This window comes from Janthinobacterium sp. RA13 (assembly GCF_000745325.1).
Lineage (GTDB): Bacteria > Pseudomonadota > Gammaproteobacteria > Burkholderiales > Burkholderiaceae_D > Janthinobacterium > Janthinobacterium rivuli.
The window spans coordinates 437,095-455,253 of record NZ_JQNP01000001.1 but is presented as its reverse complement, the minus strand read 5'-3'; the positions used below and the strand labels follow the sequence as shown (position 1 = coordinate 455,253).

14 protein-coding genes are annotated in these 18,159 nt (G+C 63.7%); 1 reads left to right on the top strand and 13 read right to left on the bottom strand.

Annotated elements, in window-relative coordinates; genetic code table 11:
* Nucleotides 1-6 precede the first annotated feature (6 nt).
* Together FG13_RS02005 and FG13_RS02000 are read right to left on the bottom strand one after the other, a co-directional pair.
* Nucleotides 7-3,042, bottom strand: a complete 3,036-nt coding sequence (locus FG13_RS02005; protein ID WP_035817924.1) for a CHASE domain-containing protein — start codon at nt 3,040-3,042, stop codon at nt 7-9.
* A gap of 143 nt (nt 3,043-3,185) precedes the next feature.
* Nucleotides 3,186-4,076, bottom strand: coding sequence for a LysR family transcriptional regulator (locus FG13_RS02000; RefSeq protein WP_035817921.1), 891 nt, complete (start codon nt 4,074-4,076; stop codon nt 3,186-3,188).
* Between the two features lie 108 nt (nt 4,077-4,184).
* Here FG13_RS02000 and FG13_RS01995 point away from each other — a divergent pair, with 108 nt between their 5' ends.
* The gene (locus tag FG13_RS01995) at nt 4,185-5,177 is read left to right on the top strand and encodes a cyclase family protein (protein ID WP_035826877.1); all 993 of its coding nucleotides are present in this window, start codon (nt 4,185-4,187) and stop codon (nt 5,175-5,177) included.
* A 2-nt stretch (nt 5,178-5,179) separates the two neighbouring features.
* Here FG13_RS01995 and cobA read toward each other — a convergent pair whose 3' ends face one another.
* The 11 genes from cobA to FG13_RS01940 form a co-directional block, all read right to left on the bottom strand.
* Nucleotides 5,180-5,950 (bottom strand): uroporphyrinogen-III C-methyltransferase, encoded by a 771-nt coding sequence (cobA, locus tag FG13_RS01990; RefSeq protein WP_035826873.1) that lies wholly within the window; start codon nt 5,948-5,950, stop codon nt 5,180-5,182.
* A gap of 14 nt (nt 5,951-5,964) precedes the next feature.
* Nucleotides 5,965-7,155 carry a CmpA/NrtA family ABC transporter substrate-binding protein gene (locus FG13_RS01985; protein WP_051958376.1) on the bottom strand — a complete coding sequence of 397 codons (1,191 nt, stop codon included), beginning with the start codon at nt 7,153-7,155 and terminating at the stop codon, nt 5,965-5,967.
* 100 nt (nt 7,156-7,255) lie between these two features.
* Nucleotides 7,256-7,894 carry an ANTAR domain-containing response regulator gene (locus FG13_RS01980; RefSeq protein ID WP_035817917.1) on the bottom strand — a complete coding sequence of 213 codons (639 nt, stop codon included), beginning with the start codon at nt 7,892-7,894 and terminating at the stop codon, nt 7,256-7,258.
* 74 nt (nt 7,895-7,968) lie between these two features.
* Nucleotides 7,969-9,468, bottom strand: coding sequence for a CoA-acylating methylmalonate-semialdehyde dehydrogenase (locus FG13_RS01975; RefSeq protein WP_035817914.1), 1,500 nt, complete (start codon nt 9,466-9,468; stop codon nt 7,969-7,971).
* A gap of 10 nt (nt 9,469-9,478) precedes the next feature.
* Entirely contained in the window at nt 9,479-10,276 is a 798-nt protein-coding gene (gene iolB, locus FG13_RS01970; protein ID WP_035817911.1) for a 5-deoxy-glucuronate isomerase, read from the bottom strand.
* The gene (gene iolE, locus FG13_RS01965; protein ID WP_035817909.1) at nt 10,273-11,193 is read right to left on the bottom strand and encodes a myo-inosose-2 dehydratase; all 921 of its coding nucleotides are present in this window, start codon (nt 11,191-11,193) and stop codon (nt 10,273-10,275) included. Before iolE ends, iolB begins: the two co-directional genes overlap by 4 nt.
* A complete protein-coding gene (gene iolD, locus FG13_RS01960) occupies nt 11,190-13,019 on the bottom strand; it encodes a 3D-(3,5/4)-trihydroxycyclohexane-1,2-dione acylhydrolase (decyclizing) (RefSeq protein ID WP_035817907.1) in 1,830 nt (609 codons plus the stop codon). Before iolD ends, iolE begins: the two co-directional genes overlap by 4 nt.
* Nucleotides 13,016-14,962 (bottom strand): bifunctional 5-dehydro-2-deoxygluconokinase/5-dehydro-2-deoxyphosphogluconate aldolase, encoded by a 1,947-nt coding sequence (locus FG13_RS01955; RefSeq protein WP_035817905.1) that lies wholly within the window; start codon nt 14,960-14,962, stop codon nt 13,016-13,018. The genes iolD and FG13_RS01955 overlap by 4 nt, the downstream gene beginning before the upstream one ends.
* An 8-nt stretch (nt 14,963-14,970) precedes the next feature.
* The gene (locus FG13_RS01950) at nt 14,971-15,756 is read right to left on the bottom strand and encodes an ATP-binding cassette domain-containing protein (RefSeq protein ID WP_035817902.1); all 786 of its coding nucleotides are present in this window, start codon (nt 15,754-15,756) and stop codon (nt 14,971-14,973) included.
* Between the two features lie 3 nt (nt 15,757-15,759).
* Nucleotides 15,760-16,893 (bottom strand): ABC transporter permease, encoded by a 1,134-nt coding sequence (locus FG13_RS01945; protein WP_051959538.1) that lies wholly within the window; start codon nt 16,891-16,893, stop codon nt 15,760-15,762.
* 173 nt (nt 16,894-17,066) lie between these two features.
* On the bottom strand, nt 17,067-18,116 hold the full coding sequence (locus FG13_RS01940) for a sugar ABC transporter substrate-binding protein (protein WP_035817894.1): 1,050 nt from the start codon (nt 18,114-18,116) through the stop codon (nt 17,067-17,069).
* Nucleotides 18,117-18,159 lie beyond the last annotated feature (43 nt).

Below are 18,159 nucleotides of genomic sequence, written 5' to 3'. Positions count from 1 at the left end.
CCTGCGTCAGGGAGTGTCGCTGGCGGCAAATTCCATGGAAATTTGTTCCGCCACCTGCGCCAGCGCCGGCCTCAAGGCCGTCAGCAGCGTGCGCGCCTGCTGCAGGTCGCCGCCCACGCGCAAGCCTTCGATCGACGTGCACAGGCCGGCAAAGGCATGGGCGCCCACGGCCAGCGCCGACGATTTGCTGCGGTGGCCCAGGTCGGCCAGGCGTCCCAGGTCTTCCAGCGCCATGGCCTGCTCCATTTCGGCGATGCCGTCGCGCGCCGTGTCGAGAAACAGCTGCGTGTATTTGCGCATCTTCGCGGCGTCATTGCTGAACGTGAGCGCCAGGGTGCCCAGGTCGAGGATGGCCGTATCGCGCGATTCCGGCGCGGCGTCCGCTGGCGGCGCTGTCGGCGCCACCGCCAGCCTGTCGCTTGCGCGCATGCGGCCGATGTTGCCGATGCCGCCGCGCAGCCGGAACCATTTCGCCAGCAGGCGAAACAGCAGATTCGGGGCGATCGGCTTGGTCAGGAATTCATCCATGCCCGCCGCCAGGCAGCGGGCGCGGTCTTCGCTGCCCGCATTGGCCGTCATGGCGATCACCAGCAGGCCGGCAAGCTGCGGGTCGGCGCGGATGCGGCGCGTCGCCTCGAAGCCGTCCATCTCCGGCATCTGCACGTCCATCAGCACGCAGTCGTAGCGCCGGTGCGCCAGCAATTCCAGCGCTTCGCGGCCATTGCAGGCGACGCAGACGGTGGCGCCGGCGTCTTCCAGCAATTCGCAGCCCACCTGCTGGCTGAAGACGTTGTCCTCCACCAGCAGAATGGACGCGCCGCGTATCACGTCCAGTACTTCCGGCTCGACTTCGGCGATACGCTCGTCAGCCGCCTGCGCGCTTTTCTCCAGGCGCGCCGTGAACCAGAAGGTGCTGCCCAGGCCCGGCTGGCTGTACACGCCCACCTTGCCGCCCATGAGCTCCACCAGCTGCTTGCTGATCACCAGTCCCAGGCCGCTGCCGCCATATTTGCGCGTGGTCGACGGGTCGGCCTGGTGGAAGGAGCGGAACAGCTGCGCCACCTCTTCCTGGTTCATGCCGATGCCGCGGTCCTGCACCTCGAAGCGCAGCATGCTGTGGCTACCCCGCTCCTCGGATTGGCGCACGCGCACGAAGATGCTGCCATTGTCGGAAAACTTGATGGCGTTGCTGGTCAGGTTCAGCAAGACCTGCTCCAGGCGCAGCGGGTCGCCACGCCAGCGCTGCGACAGCTCCGGCGCGATATCGAACTGCAGCGCCAGGCCCTTGACGGCGGCCGCGTCGCCCAGCTGGCTGGCGATGTTCGCCAGCAGGGTATCGAGACGGAAGTCCAGCACTTCCAGTTCCAGCTTGCCCGCCTCGATCTTGGAAAAGTCGAGGATGTCGTTGATCAGGCCCAGCAAATGCTGGCCCGAATGGAAGATTTTTTGCAGGTAGTCGCGCTGGCGCGCGTCGGCCACCGATTTCAGCGCCAGGTGCGCCATGCCGATGATGCTGTTCATCGGCGTGCGGATTTCATGGCTCATGTTCGACAGGAAGTCGCTCTTGGCCTGGCTGGCCGCGTCGGCCTGCTCCTTCAGGCGGTGCAGTTCCGTCACGTCGGTGGACAGGCCGATCAGGCCCGTGACGGGACCGGGCAAGCCCAGCGGCACCTTCACGCTCCACAGATGGTGCACCTGGCCCTGCGCATCGACGAAGCGCTCCTCGCCGACGAACTTGGTGCCGCTGTCGAACACCTGGCGCTCCGTGCGCTGCGCAGACGCCGCCGCATCGCCGAGCATCAATTCGCCATCCTGGCGGCCGATCAGCTGCTCCGCCGGACGGCCCAGTATCTTCGCCGTGCGCGCATTCACATAGCGGTAGCGCAGGTCGGCATCCTTCATGTAGACGTAGGCGTCGACGCTGTCGAGCACCGTATCGAGCAGGGTGCGCTGCGCCACCGCGTTGCGGCGCGAACGGTACAGGGTAAAGATATAGCCGTAAATGAGCAGGGTGCCGGCCACGCCGACGGCCAGCGCCAGCCAAGGGAAATAGCGGTCGAAGGGGCTGTACAGCTCCGCCTTGCGCACGCGGAAATGGGCTTTCCACAGGCCGCCCTGGTACGCCACGGGCAGCACCTGGTCGAAATAGCCGGCATCGCTGCCCGGTTGCGGCGGCGCCGCCAGGTCGCCGTCATCGTTGAACAGCAGGCGGTCCTGCGGCGTGATGCGCAGGACGCCTTGGGCCGGCAGAGGTTCGCCCGCGCTGTACAGGGTCAGGTGCAGCGGTTCCAGGGCGCTGCGTTCGAGCGCGCTGTGCACCAGCTGCGCCACGCCGAAACCGATGCCGACGGAGCCCTGGTAGGCGGCGCGGCGCTCGGCCACGCTGCCCTGCGGCATGCCGTTGCGGTACACGGGCAGGCGCATGCCCAGGCCCACGTGCGCGGGCGGCCCCTTGATCATGATCACCTGGCCCGACGCGCTGACCTCGCCGCTGTCGCGCGCCTGCGCCAGCGATTGCGCCACCAGCGGGTTGGCGCCGATATCGATGCCCATGCGTTCGGCCAGCAGGGAATCGGGTTCCAGGTAAGTGAGCACCGTGTGCTCCGGCCGCTCGCCGGGTGGGCGGATGGTGAAGGCGGGATAGCCGCGCGGCGACAGGCTGGTGTCTTTGCGCACGGCCTCGATGAAGGCGGCGCGCTGCGCCGACGGGACGGCCACCGCATAGTTGACCGATTCGATGGCGGGGAACTGGCGCGCGATATCGAGGCCGGCCACGTAATCGTGGAACTGTCGCCGCGTCAGGTGCTCGCTGGTGCGGAACAGGGCTTCGAGGCCGCGCAGCAGGTCGGAATAGCTTTTTACGCGCGTGATCAGGCTATGCTGGGCGCTATGCGTGAGATTGTCGAAACGCTGTTCGGCGTCGTCATTGACCGTGCGCGCCGCGCCCGCGTACAGGGCGCCGCCCACCGCCAGGGCCAGCAACAGGCCACCCGCCCAGATCCTGATGCCTGATCCCGCCCCGCCCTTGCTCAAAGTGTGCATTGTCGATCGCTTATTCCGGTTTCCTCGAATGGGCTGCGCTCCGGCCGCCCAGCAAGTACGAGGATACTATCAAAGCTCCTGCCCGACGCGCTTGTGAAAGAAAAAAAGCGCGTCCGATGGTTGCCCTGGAAAACACCGGGCGCCTAGGTCCCCGGCAACGCCCCGGCCAGGAAGTCGCAAAAGGCGCGCACCTTTTCCTGCACGTGGCGTCCGTCGGGCGTCAAGGCATACACGCCGCGCCTGGCCATGCCGTGCGACGGCAGCACGCGCACCAGGGCGCCGCTGGCCAGCAGCGGGGCGGCGACGAATGACGGCAGCGCCCCCACGCCGATGCCCGCCACCAGCATGTCGGCCAGCAGCAGGCTGCTGTCAGCGGAAAAGCGCACGGGCAGGACAATGCTGCTGCTCCCTTCCGGCCCGGCCAGCTGCCAGACGCCGGGGCTGTCGGCCAGCCGGTAGGCCAGGCAATCGTGTCCGTGCAAGTCCTGCGCCAGCCGGGGCGTGCCGCGCCGCGCCAGATAGGCGGGCGATGCGCAAATCATTTGCTCGATGTCGCCCAGGCGGCGCGCCACCAGGGACGAATCGGCCAGCGCGGCGCGGATGCGCAGTGACACGTCATAGCCCTCGCCCACCACGTCGCGCAGGCGGTCGTCCAGGGTCATCTCGATTTTGACGTCCGGATAGCGGGCCATGAACACCGGCAGCAGCGGCGACAGCACCTTCAGGCCAAACGACAGCGGCGCATTCACGCGCAGCCGCCCCGCCACCTTGCCGGTACAGCCGCGCGTGGCCAGTTCCAGCGCATCGATTTCATCGAGCAGGCGGCAGCATTCAGCATAGTAGGCGCGCCCGCCGTCCGACAAGCTCATGCGCCGCGTCGTGCGCACCAGCAGCACCGTGCCCAGATGCGCCTCCAGCTGGCGCACCTGCTTGCTGATGGCCGCCGCCGACTGATTCAGGTCCAGCGCCGCCTTGCTGAAGCTGTCGCGCTCGACCACCTTGCGAAACACGCGCATGTGCGCCAGGACATCCATGATTCTTTCCATCCAGTTGAATATCTTATTATTTTATCGCTGATTATCATTGAAATGGAAAACAATATGATGGCGGCTTCTTCATTCATGTCACGCAAGGAGTACCCCATGTTCAAACCATCCGCCGCCCTGGCCGCCCTGCTGCTGGCCCTGCTGGCCGCCACAGTGCAAGCCGCCCCGGCCGCCGCCCTGCCCGAAGTGGGCATCAGCCCCTGGGGGCCGAAAGACGAAATCGGCCGCCTGAACCTGATGACACCGACATCGCGCGCCGCCATCCTGGCGCGCATCGACGGCGGCAAGAGCTACGACCTGGCCGTCGATTTTTATGTCGGCATGCCCAGCTGGCAGGCGGCAGGCGATCCGCCCTACCAGATGTGGATGACGCACACGCCGAAGGGCAACGTGGTGGCTGACTCGATGCATGTGGGCGAACAGATGAACCGCCACGTCAGTTACACGGGTTCGGCCGTGTCCATGTATGCGCACATGGGCACGCATATCGACGCGCTCAACCATTTCGGCTTGAACGGCAAGATCTGGAACGGTTTTACGGAAGAGCAATACCTGGGCGATCGGGGCTGGACCGTGACGGGCGCGGAAAAACTGCCGCCCATCATCGCGCGCGGCGTGCTGATCGACGTGGCCATGGCCAAAGGATTGCAACAGTTGCCCGACAATTACCGCGTCACTCGGCAAGACTTGCGCGCCGCGCTGGCCAAACAGAAGGTCACGCTGGAAAAGGGCGATGTGGTGCTGATACGCACGGGCCGCATGCAGCACTATGAGCAAGCGCAAGCGTACATGGCGAATCCGCCCGGCCTGTCGCTCGATGCGGCGAAATTCCTCGTGGAAGATGGCGGCGCCATGGTGGTGGGCGCGGACAACCTCAGTTTCGAAGCGTTTCCGTCCGAAGTGGCGGGCAACTACCTGCCCGTGCACACGTATCTGCTGGCGCAGCAGGGCACGCCCATCCTGGAACTGGTCGACCTGGAAGGCTTGTCACGCGACAAGGTTTACCAGTTTGCCTTCATCGGCGCCTCGCTGAAATTCCGCGGCGGCGATGCGGCACCCATCCGTCCCGTGGCCCTGCCGATCCGCTGAGTTCAAACCGAGGCAGCCTGCAATGTGCTTGCACCATGGTCATCCCAGGCATCGGCGCAGCGCACCACCTCGCCCACGACGATGATGCTGGGACTGCCCAGGCCGCTGGTTTGCAAGTCATCGGGCAAGGCGTGCAAAGTGCTGAGCAAGTGGCGCTGGGCCGGCAGGCTGGCCGATTGCACCACGGCCACGGGCGTGCCGGGCGCCATGCCGCCGGCCAGCAAGCCGGCCTGGATGGCCGTCACCCGAGCCACGCCCATGTAGATGACCAGGGTCAGGCCGCTGTGCGCCAGGGCCGCCCAGTTCGGCTCGGACGCGGCATCCTTGCCGTGGCCCGTGACGAAGATGGCGCCCTGGCTCCAGCCGCGGTGCGTCAGCGGCACGCCGATGGCCGTTGGCGCGGCCAGGCCGCTGCTGATGCCGGGGATCACGTCGACGGCCACGCCGTGGCTGCGCAGGTAGGCGCGCTCCTCGCCGCCGCGCCCGAACAGATACGGGTCGCCCCCTTTCAGGCGCACCACGTGCAGGCCGGCGCGGGCTTCGGCCAGCATCAGGCGCTCGATGAACGCTTGCGGCGTGGACGCGCAGCCGCCCCGCTTGCCCACCTCGACCACGCGCACGCCTTGTGCCGCATGCGCGAGGATGGCAGGGTTGACGAGGTCGTCGATCAGCACGACGTCGGCCCGCGCGATGGCCTTCACCGCCTTGATCGTCAGCAGGTCCGGGTCGCCGGGCCCGGCGCCGACCAGTGTCACGCTACCACATTGCGCCATGATGAAATCTCCCATTAAAAAAAGTGGCCGATGGCAAACGATGCCGCGTAGGCTTCCGGCGCGCTGCCGTCCCACACGACGCCGTCGCACAGGGTCGAACTGCGCATGGGCGCCTTGGGTAGGGGCGTGGCCGTCATTTCCGCCGCCTGGCGGTACAGGTCGATGCGGTTGACTTGCCTTGCCACCGCCAGATAATCAGGTTCGTCGCGCAGCAAGCCCCAGCGCCGGTGCTGGGTCATGAACCACATGCCGTCGGACAAATACGGGAAATTCACGGCGCCATCGCCATAAAACCGCAAACCGTGCGCCTCGTCCCAGGTCTTGCCCAGGCCATCCTGGTAATGGCCGAGGATGCGCGGCGCCAGGGTTTCCTGCGGCGTATGCAGATAAGCGGGCTCGGCCAGGGTGGCCGCCATGGCCAGGCGGTTGCTGTCGCTGGCGTCGATCCAGCGCCCCGCCTCGAGCACGGCGGCGATCAGGGCGCGGCAGCTGTTCGGATGCTGCTGCGCAAACGCGGCGCTGGTGCCCAGCACCTTGCCCGGGTGGTCGGGCCAGATGGCGCCGCTGGTGGAGGCCGTCACGCCCACGCCATCGACGATGGCCTTGTAGCCCCACGGTTCGCCAGCGCAAAAGCCATCCATCTGGCCAGCGCGCAAGGCGGCCACCATCTGCGACGGCGGCACCGTCATCACGCGCGCGTCGCGCAGCGGATCGATGCCATGCGCGGCCAGCCAGTATTGCAGCAGCATCGCGTGGTTGCCAGTTGGAAAAGTATGCGCAAACGCAAATGGCCGCGCCGCGGCGCGCATGTGCTGCGCCAGCAAGGCGCCATCGTGGGCGCCCTCGCGCGCCAGCGCCGCCGACAGGGTGACGGCCTGGCCGCTGTGATTGAGGTTCATCAGCACGGCCATGTCGTGCTGTTGCCCGCCGATGCCCATCTGCACGCCATACACGAGACCGTACAACACGTGAGCAGCGTCGAGTTCGCCGCTGTTCAATTTATCGCGCACGCCGGCCCACGACATCTCCCGGCTCAGTTCGATCTTGATGCCGTATTTTTCATCGAGGCCCAGCTTAGCCGCCATCACCAGCGAGGCGCAATCGGTCAGCGGCAGATAGCCGATGCGTATCGTCTGTTTTTCCGGATGCAGCGATCGCATCACGTGGGCGCTGCTTGCCACCGGGTTACCCGCTTGCTCTGTCATACTGGATTCCTTTACCTGACCTTGCTGGCAGCATTGCACCAATACAGTGCACTGCACCACGATATGTCATAAAACCACGTCATAAAATTGGCATACCCGCTCATCCCAGCAAATCTTCCACGTCGAGGATGCGCTGGGCGATGTCCGCCAGCTTGAGTTTCTTGTTCATGGCCATGCTGCGCAAGCGCTGGTAAGCCTGCTCTTCCGTCAAGCCGTGATGCGTCATCAGCAAGCCCTTGGCCCGTTCGATCACCTTGCGTTCCTGCAGCTTGTGCCGCGTGTCGAGCAATTCGGCGCGCAATTTTTCTTCCTGGCGAAAGCGCGCCAGGGCCACGTTCAGCACGGGCTGGATGCGCTCGGCCTGCAAGCCGGCCACGATATAGGCGGATACGCCGGCCGCCATGGCCGCGTCGATGCTGGCCGTGGCGCCGTCTTCGGTAAACAGGACGATGGGGCGGCGCTCGTCGCGCGTGGCGATGACGATGTGCTCGAGCACGTCGCGTGCGTCCGATTCGGCGTCGATGATGATGAGGTCAGGCTGCAGCTGCGCAATGCGCTCAGGGAGGTAGAGGTCGGCAGGCAGCGAGGCGACGATGTCGAAACCCGATTCCAGCAAGCCGATGCGCAAAGCATTGCCGCGCTGCACCTGGGCAGCCAGGGCCGCGTTCTCGTGCACGCCGTGCTCGACGATGGTGTTGACGACAACGATGCGCAAAGGCTGGGTACGGCTGGACGTCATGGGAGCGATCTGCAATGGCTAAACACAACCATTGCAGTAAGCAAGAAGCGAACCAGCCGGATTTACATGGTGCTTTACTTCAGGGTCGGCATGGCAAACTCGGCACCAGCAGCCGTCGAGGCGGGCCAGCGCTGCGTGACGGCCTTTTGTTTCGTATAGAAACGCACCGATTCCGGGCCATGCGCATGGTGGTCGCCGAACAGGCTGCGCTTCCAGCCGCCGAAACTGTGGAAGGCCATCGGCACGGGGATCGGCACGTTAACGCCGACCATGCCGACCTGCACGCGATGCGTGTATTCGCGCGCCGTATTGCCGTCGCGCGTGTAAATGGCCGTGCCGTTGCCATATTCATGCGCATTGACCAGGTCCAGCGCCGTGGCGAAATCGGGCACGCGCACGATGCACAGCACGGGGCCGAAGATTTCCTCTTTATAAATCGTCATTTCCGGCGTGACATGGTCGAACAGGCTGCCGCCAAGGAAAAAGCCGTTTTCGTGGCCGGGCAAGACGAAACCGCGCCCGTCGGCCACCAGCTTGGCGCCCTCTTCCACACCCTTGGCGATATAGCCGGCGATCTTCTCCTTGTGCACTTGCGTGACGACAGGCCCCATCTCGGCCGACAGATCCATGCCTTGCGTGATTTTCAGGGCGGCGATGCGCGGCACCAAGGCTTCGACCAGTTGATCCGCCACATTGCCCACCGCCACGACGACGGATATGGCCATGCAGCGCTCGCCGGCCGAGCCAAACGCGGCGCCCATCAGGGCGTCGACCGTCTGGGGAATATCCGCGTCCGGCATGACGACCATGTGATTTTTCGCGCCGCCGAGCGCTTGCACGCGCTTGCCCTGCGCGCAGCCCGTCGCATAAATATACTCGGCAATCGGCGTGGAACCGACAAAGCTGACGGCGCGCACGTCCGGGTGGTGCAGCAAGCCGTCCACGGCCTCTTTATCTCCCTGCACCACGTTGAAGACGCCGTCCGGCAAGCCAGCATCCGTCAGCAGTTGCGCCAGCAGCAAGCTGGCCGACGGATCACGCTCCGATGGTTTCAAGACAAAGGTATTGCCGCAGGCAATCGCCATCGGAAACATCCACATCGGCACCATCACGGGAAAGTTGAAGGGCGTGATGCCGACGCAGACACCGAGCGCCTGGCGGATGGACCAGGCATCGATGCCGCCGGCCACTTGCTCCGAATACTCTCCCTTCATCATTTGCGGGATGCCGCAAGCAAATTCCACCACTTCGATGCCGCGCGTGACTTCGCCTTTCGCATCCGTGAAGACTTTGCCGTGCTCCGCCGTGATCAGGGCGGCCAGCTGGTCGGCATGCTCTTCCAGCAATTCCTTGAATTTGAACATGACCCTGGCGCGGCGCAGCGGCGAGGTTTGCGACCAGGCGGGAAACGCCGCATGGGCGGCGGCCACGGCCGCGTTCAGTTCGGAAGGCGTGGCCAGCGCCACCTTGGCCGTCACGGCGCCCGTGGCGGGATTGAAGACGTCGCTCGTGCGCTCGGAGCGCGAAGCCATGGGGTTGCCACCAATAAAGTGGCCGATCTGTTGCGTTGTCATTGCAGTTCCTTTATTTGGTATTCATCAGCCATTCATGGGCCGGGTCGTTCTTGAAATGCCAGACCCGCTTGGGGCCGGCCATCACGTTCAGGTAATAGCCATCGTAGCCATACGGCACGGTCACGGGGTGGTAGCCCCTGGGCACCATCACCACGTCGTGGTTTTCCACGGCCATGGCTTCATCGATGGAACGGTCGTCCGTGTAGACTCTTTGGTAGGCAAAGCCCTGCTCCGGATTGAGGCGGTGGTAATACGTTTCTTCCAGAGAACTTTCCAGCGGCACATTGTCGCTGTCGTGCTTGTGCGGCGGATAGCTCGATGAATGGCCGGACGGCGTAACCACCTCGACCACCAGCAAGCCGTCCGCCTCGGCCGTCTGCGGCAGGATGTCGCACACATAACGCGTGTTGGCGCCCTTGCCGCGCACGGAGCGCGTCATGGTCGATGGCTCGATCAGGCGCGCCGGACGCTGGGTTGTGGCCGGCGCGCTGCACAGCGCCACTTCCGCAGCGCTCACCGCCGTGATGCTGACCTTGGTTTCCAATGGGACATACACGGCGTAGGGTGAGATGTCTTCAAAAACGCTGGCGCGATTGCCGATGGCTTCCCAGCTCTGTTCGCCAGCCTGCACGGTGACCGTGCCCGTCAACACGACGATGCACAGTTCGCGGCTGCCCGTCTCCAGGTTCAGGGACTCGCCGGCGGCCAGCCGATGCGCGGCGAAACCGACATGCGTCCAGCCGGCCGACTCGGGCGTCACCTCGACGATGGCCTGGCCTTGACCCGCTTTCACCAGCAGGGGGCTCATGCCGCCTCCCGGCCCAGGCGCGGAATGGCATCGACGAGACGTGCCAGGTAATCGTGGCCCATCTTCGCGTATTCGTAGCTGGGCGCGACGGCCGGGTCCTGCTCCGCCTCCACCACCAGCCAGCCCTCGTAGCCGTGCAGATACAGACGCGTGAGGATGGCCGGGAAGTCGATGCTGCCGTCGCCCGGCACGCTGAAGGCCCCGTTGATGACTGCTTGCAGGAAGCTCCAGTGGCCATTGCGGGCCAGTTTCACCACGTTGGGGCGCACATCCTTGCAATGCACATGGCAAATCCTGTCAATATGTTTGTTCAGCACCGCCAGCGCATCGCCGCCCGCAAAGGTGATATGACCCGTATCAAACAACAAGCCCACTTCCGGCCCCGTCAAGGCCATCAGCTGATCCACGTCAGCCGGGGTTTCCACATAGGCCCCCATATGATGGTGATAGGCAAGCCGCACGCCGTTGTCGAGCAAGTGCTTCGCAAACGCCGTCAATTTGTCGGCGTAGTCCTGCCACTGCTGCTGCGACTGGAAACGGGGGCGTTTATACAAAGGGCGCGCTTCGCCCTGGATGGCGTCAGCCACTTCGCCGTAGACCATGACGGTGGCGCCGCTGTCGGCCAGCAAGCGCAGATGCGATGCCACGGCGGCGATTTCCTCTTCCACTGAGCGGTGCGCCAACCGTCCCGAATACCAGCCGGAGACACACGCGAGGCCATACTTGCCCAGCACGGCGTTCAGGGCCGGGGCATCTTTTGGAAACTTGTTGCCCAGTTCAAAGCCCACATAGCCGATCTCGGTGCCCTCTTTCAGCGCTGTCTCCAGCGGTGTTTCGCCGCCCAGGCTGGGCAAGTCATCGTTCATCCACGAGATCGGGTTGATGCCGATCTTCACATTCCATGTCGGTGCGTTCATTTTTGTTGTCCTTGACGGTCAAGTTCATAACGGGCGCGGGCAGCTTGCACGCCGGCTTGCGTGGAGACCTCGGGCACGGCCACTTCCCACCAGCAACCGCCCTCTTCGGTCGTGCGCGTGTCATCCGTATTGATGCAGATCAGGTAGGTGCGCGAAGCTGCCCGGGCGCGCAGCATCGCCTGTTCCAGCTCGGCAATCGAGTCCACGTGTTCGGATAGCGCGCCCAAGGATTGCGCATGCAGGGCGAAGTCAATACGAGGTGCACTATCGGGCAACATATTGTTGAACGAAGGATTGCCGCACGCCTGCTGCAGGCGGTTGATGCAGCCATAGCCACGGTTGTCGAGCACGACGATGATGAGTTTTTTGTCGAGCATGACGGAGGTGGCGATTTCCGAATTCATCATCAGATAGCTGCCATCGCCCACCATGACGATGACCTCGGCATCGGGTTTCGCCATCTTGACGCCGAGGCCACCGGCAATTTCATAGCCCATGCACGAGTAGCCGTATTCCATGTGGTAGCCGCCCGGCGTTGACGTGCGCCACAGCTTGTGCAGTTCGGCCGGCAGAGTCCCTGCCGCGCAGACGACGATGTCGTTGCTGGTGGAATCCTTGGATGAGCGTTGCACGGCGCCGATGACTTCGCCGTCGTACGGCAATCCGGCCACCTCGCGTTTGCCGGTGATGCTGGCGACCGTCGCGCGCCACGCGTTCCCTGCCTGCTGCGCCCGGTCCATCCACTGGCCCGCGCTGTTCCAGCTGCCCAGCAACCGCGACAGGTCTTGCAAGCCCAGCGTCGCGTCCGCCTGCACACCGAGGCCACGGCGTTTCAAGGCGTCAAAATGGTTGACGTTCAGGCTCACCAGTTGCGCTTGCGCAAACAGGGAATTCGAGCCCGTCGTGAAATCCTGCAGACGCGTGCCGATGGCCAGCACCACGTCCGCCTCCGCCGCCAGCGCGTTCGCTGCAGGCGAGCCCGTCACGCCGATGGCGCCCAGCTGCAAGGGATGGTCCCATGGCAAAGAACTTTTACCGGCCTGGGTTTCCGCCACGGGAATGCCATGGCGCTCGGCAAACGCCTGCAAGGCGGCGCTGGCCTGGCCGTACAGCACGCCGCCGCCAGCCACGATCAGCGGTTGTTTCGCGTTTTTCAACAACGCTGCCGCCTCTTCCAGTTCCTGCTCGACGGGCGACACGGCGCGGAAACGCACGATGCGCGGTTCAAAAAAGTCGGCCGGATAGTCATACGCCATCGTTTGTACGTCTTGCGGCAAGGATAAAGTCACGGGACCACAGGCGGCCGGGTCCGTCAAGGCGGCAATGGCGCGCGGCAAGGCGGTGAGCAACTGTTCCGGATACACGATGCGGTCGAAATAACGCGATAAAGGTTTGAACGCATCGTTGACGGACACGCTGCCATCCGTGCCATCTTCCAGCTGCTGCAGCACGGGATCGGGCGCGCGCGAGACGAACACGTCGCCCGGCAACAGTAATACCGGCAGGCGGTTCACGTGGGCCAGCGCGGCGGCCGTCAACAAGTTGGTGGCGCCCGGACCGATGGAACTGGTCACGGCCATCATGCGGCGGCGCATGTGGGCTTTCGCATAGGCGATGGCCGAGTGCGCCATCGCCTGTTCATTATGGGCGCGGTAAGTCGGGAAGCTGTCGCGGTACTGGTACAGCGCCTCGCCCAGCCCCGCCACGTTGCCGTGGCCAAAGATGGCGAAGGCGCCGCCGAACAGCGGCTGTCCATCGTCCGTGCGCAAGGCAGCCAGATAGCGCACGAGGGCCTGGGCCATGGTCAAGCGGATGGTGGCGCTCATGCCGCACACTCCAGGTGCTTGCGCGTGCGTTGCCACAAGCTAATGAGCTGTTCGAAGTTGGCGCGCACTGCGGCGATCAGGCCCGCATCGTCGAGTTCGCCGGCCAGCCAGCGGCGGCTCGGTTCCTGGAAGATGGTGCGGCCGACCATGAAACCCTTGCAAGTACGGCTGGCACTGGCTTGCTCGAAACTGGCGGCCAGGGCGGCAATCGGCGCGTTCAAGCCCAGCAGGACGACGCCACGGCAATGCGGATCGCGCTCGTGCACCAGGGCATCGATGGCTTGCCATTGCTCGGCCGACATGCTTTCCAGCTTCCACCATTCCGGGTAAATGCCCAGGTTGTACAGGCGCTTGACGGCGCGCAAGACCGTGTCGTCACTGTGCGGCAAGGCTTCCGACGGTATGACTTCCAGCAACAGTTCGTGACCGCTCACTTGCGCCGCATCGTACAGGGCCTTGATCTGCGCTTCCTGCTCCAGACGGTTTTCCACGGCGTCGTCCGGGTGCAACTGCACCAGGCACTTGATCACGTGTTCCTTCGGCCAGCTGAGCAGGTGCGAACCGATGGAACGGCCCCAGTCGAACTGCAGCGGATTCGATCCCGGCAATTCCACCGGGCGGCCGATCCACCAGCCCCGCCCCGTCGCATCGTTAAGCGCATCGACGCCATAGCGACCATCGATCAGCACGCCCGTCTTGCCGGCCAGCTGCAAGGCCGTTTCCGTCTGCGCCACGGCTTGCACCATCAATTGCTTCAGGGCCGAAATACGCGACTCGGGCGCGCCCGTCTGTTGCGCCAGTTCAAAGAATTGCGTGCGGTGGTCAAAGGCAAATACGCACAACTCATCCCACTGTTTGCGCGCCACCGTCGTGCGGTGCAAGCGCGACAAGGTCGCGTCCTGGTCCGGCTGCGTCAGTTTCGCCGCATTGGCGAGGAAATAGTCGAGCTCGACGGGCGACGGCATGGCCGGCGCGCAGCCATGCCGCGACACGACCAGGGCGCCGCAGCCGTTCGCATAGCGGCAGCACGCCTCGTAATCCTCGCCGCGCAGCCAGCCTTTCAGAAATCCTGACAGAAACGCGTCGCCCGCGCCCAGCACATTCAGCACTTCCACGCGCACGCCGCGGTAGTTATAGGCGTCATCGAGACTGGCCGGCACCACATTGTCGATGACGGCGCTGCCCAGCGGCCCGCGCTTGACGACCAGGATGGCCAGGGTGGCGGCCCGCACGGCGCGCAGGGATGCCATGATGTCGGCGCCGCCGCCGGCGATCATGAATTCCTCTTCCGTGCCGACGATCAAATCAAAATGAGGCAGGATCGCCTGCAGGTGTTTGGTCACGCCTTCGTTCGAAACGAAGCGCGTTTCGCCATCGGCCTTGCCCGACAAGCCCCACAGCACGGGCCGGTAATCGATGTCGAGCACGGTGCGCACATTGTTCGCGCGGGCCAGTTTCAAGGCATGCGTGCTGACGGCGTGCATGGCAGATGTGGAGAAATGCGTGCCGGTGATTAACAACGCCTTGCTCGACGCAATGAAGGCCGCATCCACCGACGATGCGTCGATGGCCATGTCGGCGCAATTTTCACGGTAGAAAATCAGGGGAAAGGTGTTTTTATCCTTGATACCCAGCATGACTAAAGCCGTCAGGCGGTCGCGGTCGATGCCCACGTGGCTGACGTCGCAACCCTCCTTCGACAAGGTGTCAGTGAGGAAACGGCCCATGTGGTCGTCGCCCACTTTCGACAGCATGGCGGACTTGAGGCCCAGGCGCGCCGTGCCGAAGGCGATGTTCGCCGACGAACCGCCCAGGTATTTGGCGAAACTGGTCGCGTCTTCCAAGGCGCTGCCGATCTGCTGCGCGTACAGGTCCACCGCCAGGCGACCCAGGCAGATGACGTCCAGCGCGCGGCCCTGGGCAAATTGTGTGGAATTATTCATGGCTATCCTTAAATCGTGACACCGTCGAGTTCACTCATCAGCGTTTGCATTTCCGCACCGCCCGCCATCATGTCAAGCAAGGCTTCCTTGGTCACCGTTTCCTTGGTGAAGGTGCCCAGCGACTTGCCCCGGTTCAGCAAGGTAAACGAGTCGCCGACCGGATACGCATGGTGCACATTGTGCGTGATAAAGATCACGGAAATGCCCCGTTCGCGCGCCTTGTAAATCAGTTTCAATACATTGAACGATTGCTTGACGCCCAGCGCCGCCGTCGGCTCGTCGAGGATCAGCACGCGGGCGCCGAAGTGGATGGCGCGGGCGATGGCCAGGCACTGCTTCTCTCCGCCCGACATGGTGCCGATGGCCTGGTGCGGGTCGCGCACCATGATGCCCATTTCTGCCAGCTTGGCGCGCGCCGTGTCAGCCGCATAATCGATATCCATCACGGGCACCAGGCCCAGCAGCTTTTTCATCGGCTCGCGGCCCATGAAGAAATTGCGCGCCACGGACAGCAATGGCACCAGCGCCAGGTCCTGGTAGACGGTGGCCACGCCCATGTCCAGCGCTTCGCTGGGCGAATTGAAGACGACGGGCTTGCCATCGACCAGGTATTGGCCATCGGTCGGCTTGTGCACGCCGGCCAGGGTCTTGATCAACGTCGACTTGCCGGCGCCGTTGTCGCCCAGCAAACAATGAACCTCCCCCTCGCGCAAGCGCATGGTGATGTTTTGCAGGGCCAGCACGGAGCCGAAACGCTTGCTGACATTTTCCAGGGCAAGAATATGCTCGCTCATGATTTATCTCGCTTCCGTGACGCGTGAGCGTACAAAGTTATTGAACAGCACCGCGATCAGCAGCATCACGCCGAGGAACACGCGGAACCAGTCCGAATTGATGTTGGTGTAGGTGATGCCGATCTGAACCACGCCGAAGATCAGCGCGCCGAAGCAGGCACCGACGACGGAACCGTAGCCGCCCGTCAACAAGGCGCCACCGATGACGGCCGCGATGATGGCTTCAAATTCCTTTTGCATGCCGCGGTCGGCGGCGGCCGAACCTACGTCGCATACTTGCAAGGTGGCAAACAGGCAGGCGCAGAAGGCCGTGAAGACGAACAGGGAAATTTTCACCTTGCGCACCGGCACGCCCACATTCTTGGCCGCGTTGGCGTCGCCGCCCACGGCGAACATCCAGTTGCCGAAGCGGGTACGCGACAGAACAAAAGCGGCACCGGCGGCCAGCACCAGCCACCAGGCGATGACTTTCGGAATGCCTTTCACCAGCGGCGAGCCGTCGTCGAGCACGGCAATCCAGCCATGCGCGCCCATCCACTGGAACAGGCCAGTGGCCACATTGCCGTGGAACAGCAGGCTGGCCAGCCAGTCCTGCGCCGCCAGGTCGCCCACGCCGCTGACGATGGTGCGGTTGGCGAACATGATCGACAGGGCCAATGTCAGGCCGCGCAGGATGAACAGGAATGCCAGGGTAACGATGAACGATGGCAAGCGCGTCTTGATGACGATGTAGCCGTTGAGCCAGCCGAGCGCCATGGAACCGGCGAAGGCGAACAGGATGGCGGCCCACAATGGCCATTGGAAATAGATCGTCGGAATGGCGATCATCATGCCGGCAAAGCCGATCATGGAACCGATCGACAGGTCGAATTCACCGGCGATCATCAACAGGCAGGCGCCGATGGCGATGATGCCCAGGTAGGACGCCACTTGCATCCAGTTGACGACGCCATCGAGGTTGAACATGCCGGAATCGCCGGCCGTGATGACGAAGAAGGCAAATACGAGCACCGCGCCGGAAATCGAGGCGAACTCGGGGCGGCCAAAAACCCGTTTGACCCAGCTGGTCGTGCCCACGCGCTCGTCGGCAGCGGCAACTGGCTTGCTGGCGGCGCCGGGAGGCGGAGGAGGATTCATGCCGGGGCTAGCCAGGCTGGATTTGAGCGCAGTCATACAAAGTCCTTTCAGTGATACTTGTACCAATTTCAATTACTTTCCTGCCAGCATCGCTGGCGCCAGGCGTGTTCCTCCCATGCGCCGCCCGCGGGAGGCGGTGCGGCGCTGGGCAAACCCGGTGGCGACTGTGTGGATTAGCGGTATTGGCCGGCGTATTTTTCGACCTTGGCGATGTTGTCCTTGGTCACGAAACCGGGGCCGGAGCTGATGTGGCGCGGGCCATAGATGGGCGTCAGGCCGTATTCCGCCAGGCGCGCCTGGTATTTCGGATTGGCGATCAGGATTTCCTTGACCTTGGCCAGGTCAGTGATCTTTTGCTGTTTCATGATGGCCATCACGGCGACAGGAATGTAGCCTTGCAGGTAGGGTTGCTGGTCGATGGCGAACTGGATGCTGCCATCCTTGATGCCCTTGGCGATTTCTTCCGACAGGTCGAAGCTGGCGAAGTACATCTTGCCTTTCAGCCCCAGCTTCTCGACGGCGCGCATGGCGGCTGGCGCCGAATCCGGTCCCAGCGCCAGCACGGCCTGGGTCTTCGGATTGCTGCGCAGATAAGCGCTGACCTTGCTTTCGATCACGCCAGGGTCGACGCCATTGGTATCGAGCGTGGACGATTTGAAGTCAACGCCGAGCGCATCGGCAAAACCGCGGCAGCGTTCGAACGACGAGGCATTCATCGCATAGTGATTCACGCACACGAAGGACTTGATGCCCGCTTCCTTGGCGCGCTTGCCGGCGCCCAGGCCCGCGTCATACTCGGGCTGGCCCACGTGCATGATGGCTTTCAACTGTTCGCTTTGCGCGATGGTGCCCGAATTGATGGTCACGAGCATGATTTTCTTGGCCACTACCGTGCCCAGCGGTTTTTGCAGCACGCTGAAGTCGGCGATATCGGCGATCAAGCCATCGTAATTGCGCGCGGCCGACTGCTCTATCAGGCGCGCCATGTCGGCCAGGTCGCCATTCGGCGGATTGCGGTAGTCGACGGACACGTTGAAGTCTTCACCGGCTTGCTTGATGGCGTTCTTGATGGTGTTCCACCAGGAATCGGAGTCCGGCGCGTGGCTGACCATGACGAATTTCTCGCCGGCAGCATGGCTGGCACCCGTGCTCAAACCCAGGCTCAGGCCCAGGCTGGCGATGGCCAGGCACTTCATCAAACCCTTGCTTTTATTGCTATGCATGAATGTCTCCTAGACGGATTAATTTTTATAGTTGCGAGCTTTT

Coding starts and splice junctions, on each gene's coding strand:
- cobA (WP_035826873.1), bottom strand. CDS start 5,950: ATGGCGCAATGTGGTAGCGTGACACTGGTCGGCGCCGGGCCCGGCGAC.
- FG13_RS01995 (WP_035826877.1), top strand. CDS start 4,185: ATGTTCAAACCATCCGCCGCCCTGGCCGCCCTGCTGCTGGCCCTGCTG.
- FG13_RS01955 (WP_035817905.1), bottom strand. CDS start 14,962: ATGAATAATTCCACACAATTTGCCCAGGGCCGCGCGCTGGACGTCATC.
- iolD (WP_035817907.1), bottom strand. CDS start 13,019: ATGAGCGCCACCATCCGCTTGACCATGGCCCAGGCCCTCGTGCGCTAT.
- FG13_RS01950 (WP_035817902.1), bottom strand. CDS start 15,756: ATGAGCGAGCATATTCTTGCCCTGGAAAATGTCAGCAAGCGTTTCGGC.
- FG13_RS01940 (WP_035817894.1), bottom strand. CDS start 18,116: ATGCATAGCAATAAAAGCAAGGGTTTGATGAAGTGCCTGGCCATCGCC.
- iolE (WP_035817909.1), bottom strand. CDS start 11,193: ATGAACGCACCGACATGGAATGTGAAGATCGGCATCAACCCGATCTCG.
- FG13_RS02005 (WP_035817924.1), bottom strand. CDS start 3,042: ATGCACACTTTGAGCAAGGGCGGGGCGGGATCAGGCATCAGGATCTGG.
- FG13_RS01945 (WP_051959538.1), bottom strand. CDS start 16,893: ATGAATCCTCCTCCGCCTCCCGGCGCCGCCAGCAAGCCAGTTGCCGCT.
- FG13_RS01975 (WP_035817914.1), bottom strand. CDS start 9,468: ATGACAACGCAACAGATCGGCCACTTTATTGGTGGCAACCCCATGGCT.
- FG13_RS02000 (WP_035817921.1), bottom strand. CDS start 4,076: ATGGATGTCCTGGCGCACATGCGCGTGTTTCGCAAGGTGGTCGAGCGC.
- iolB (WP_035817911.1), bottom strand. CDS start 10,276: ATGAGCCCCCTGCTGGTGAAAGCGGGTCAAGGCCAGGCCATCGTCGAG.
- FG13_RS01985 (WP_051958376.1), bottom strand. CDS start 7,155: ATGACAGAGCAAGCGGGTAACCCGGTGGCAAGCAGCGCCCACGTGATG.
- FG13_RS01980 (WP_035817917.1), bottom strand. CDS start 7,894: ATGACGTCCAGCCGTACCCAGCCTTTGCGCATCGTTGTCGTCAACACC.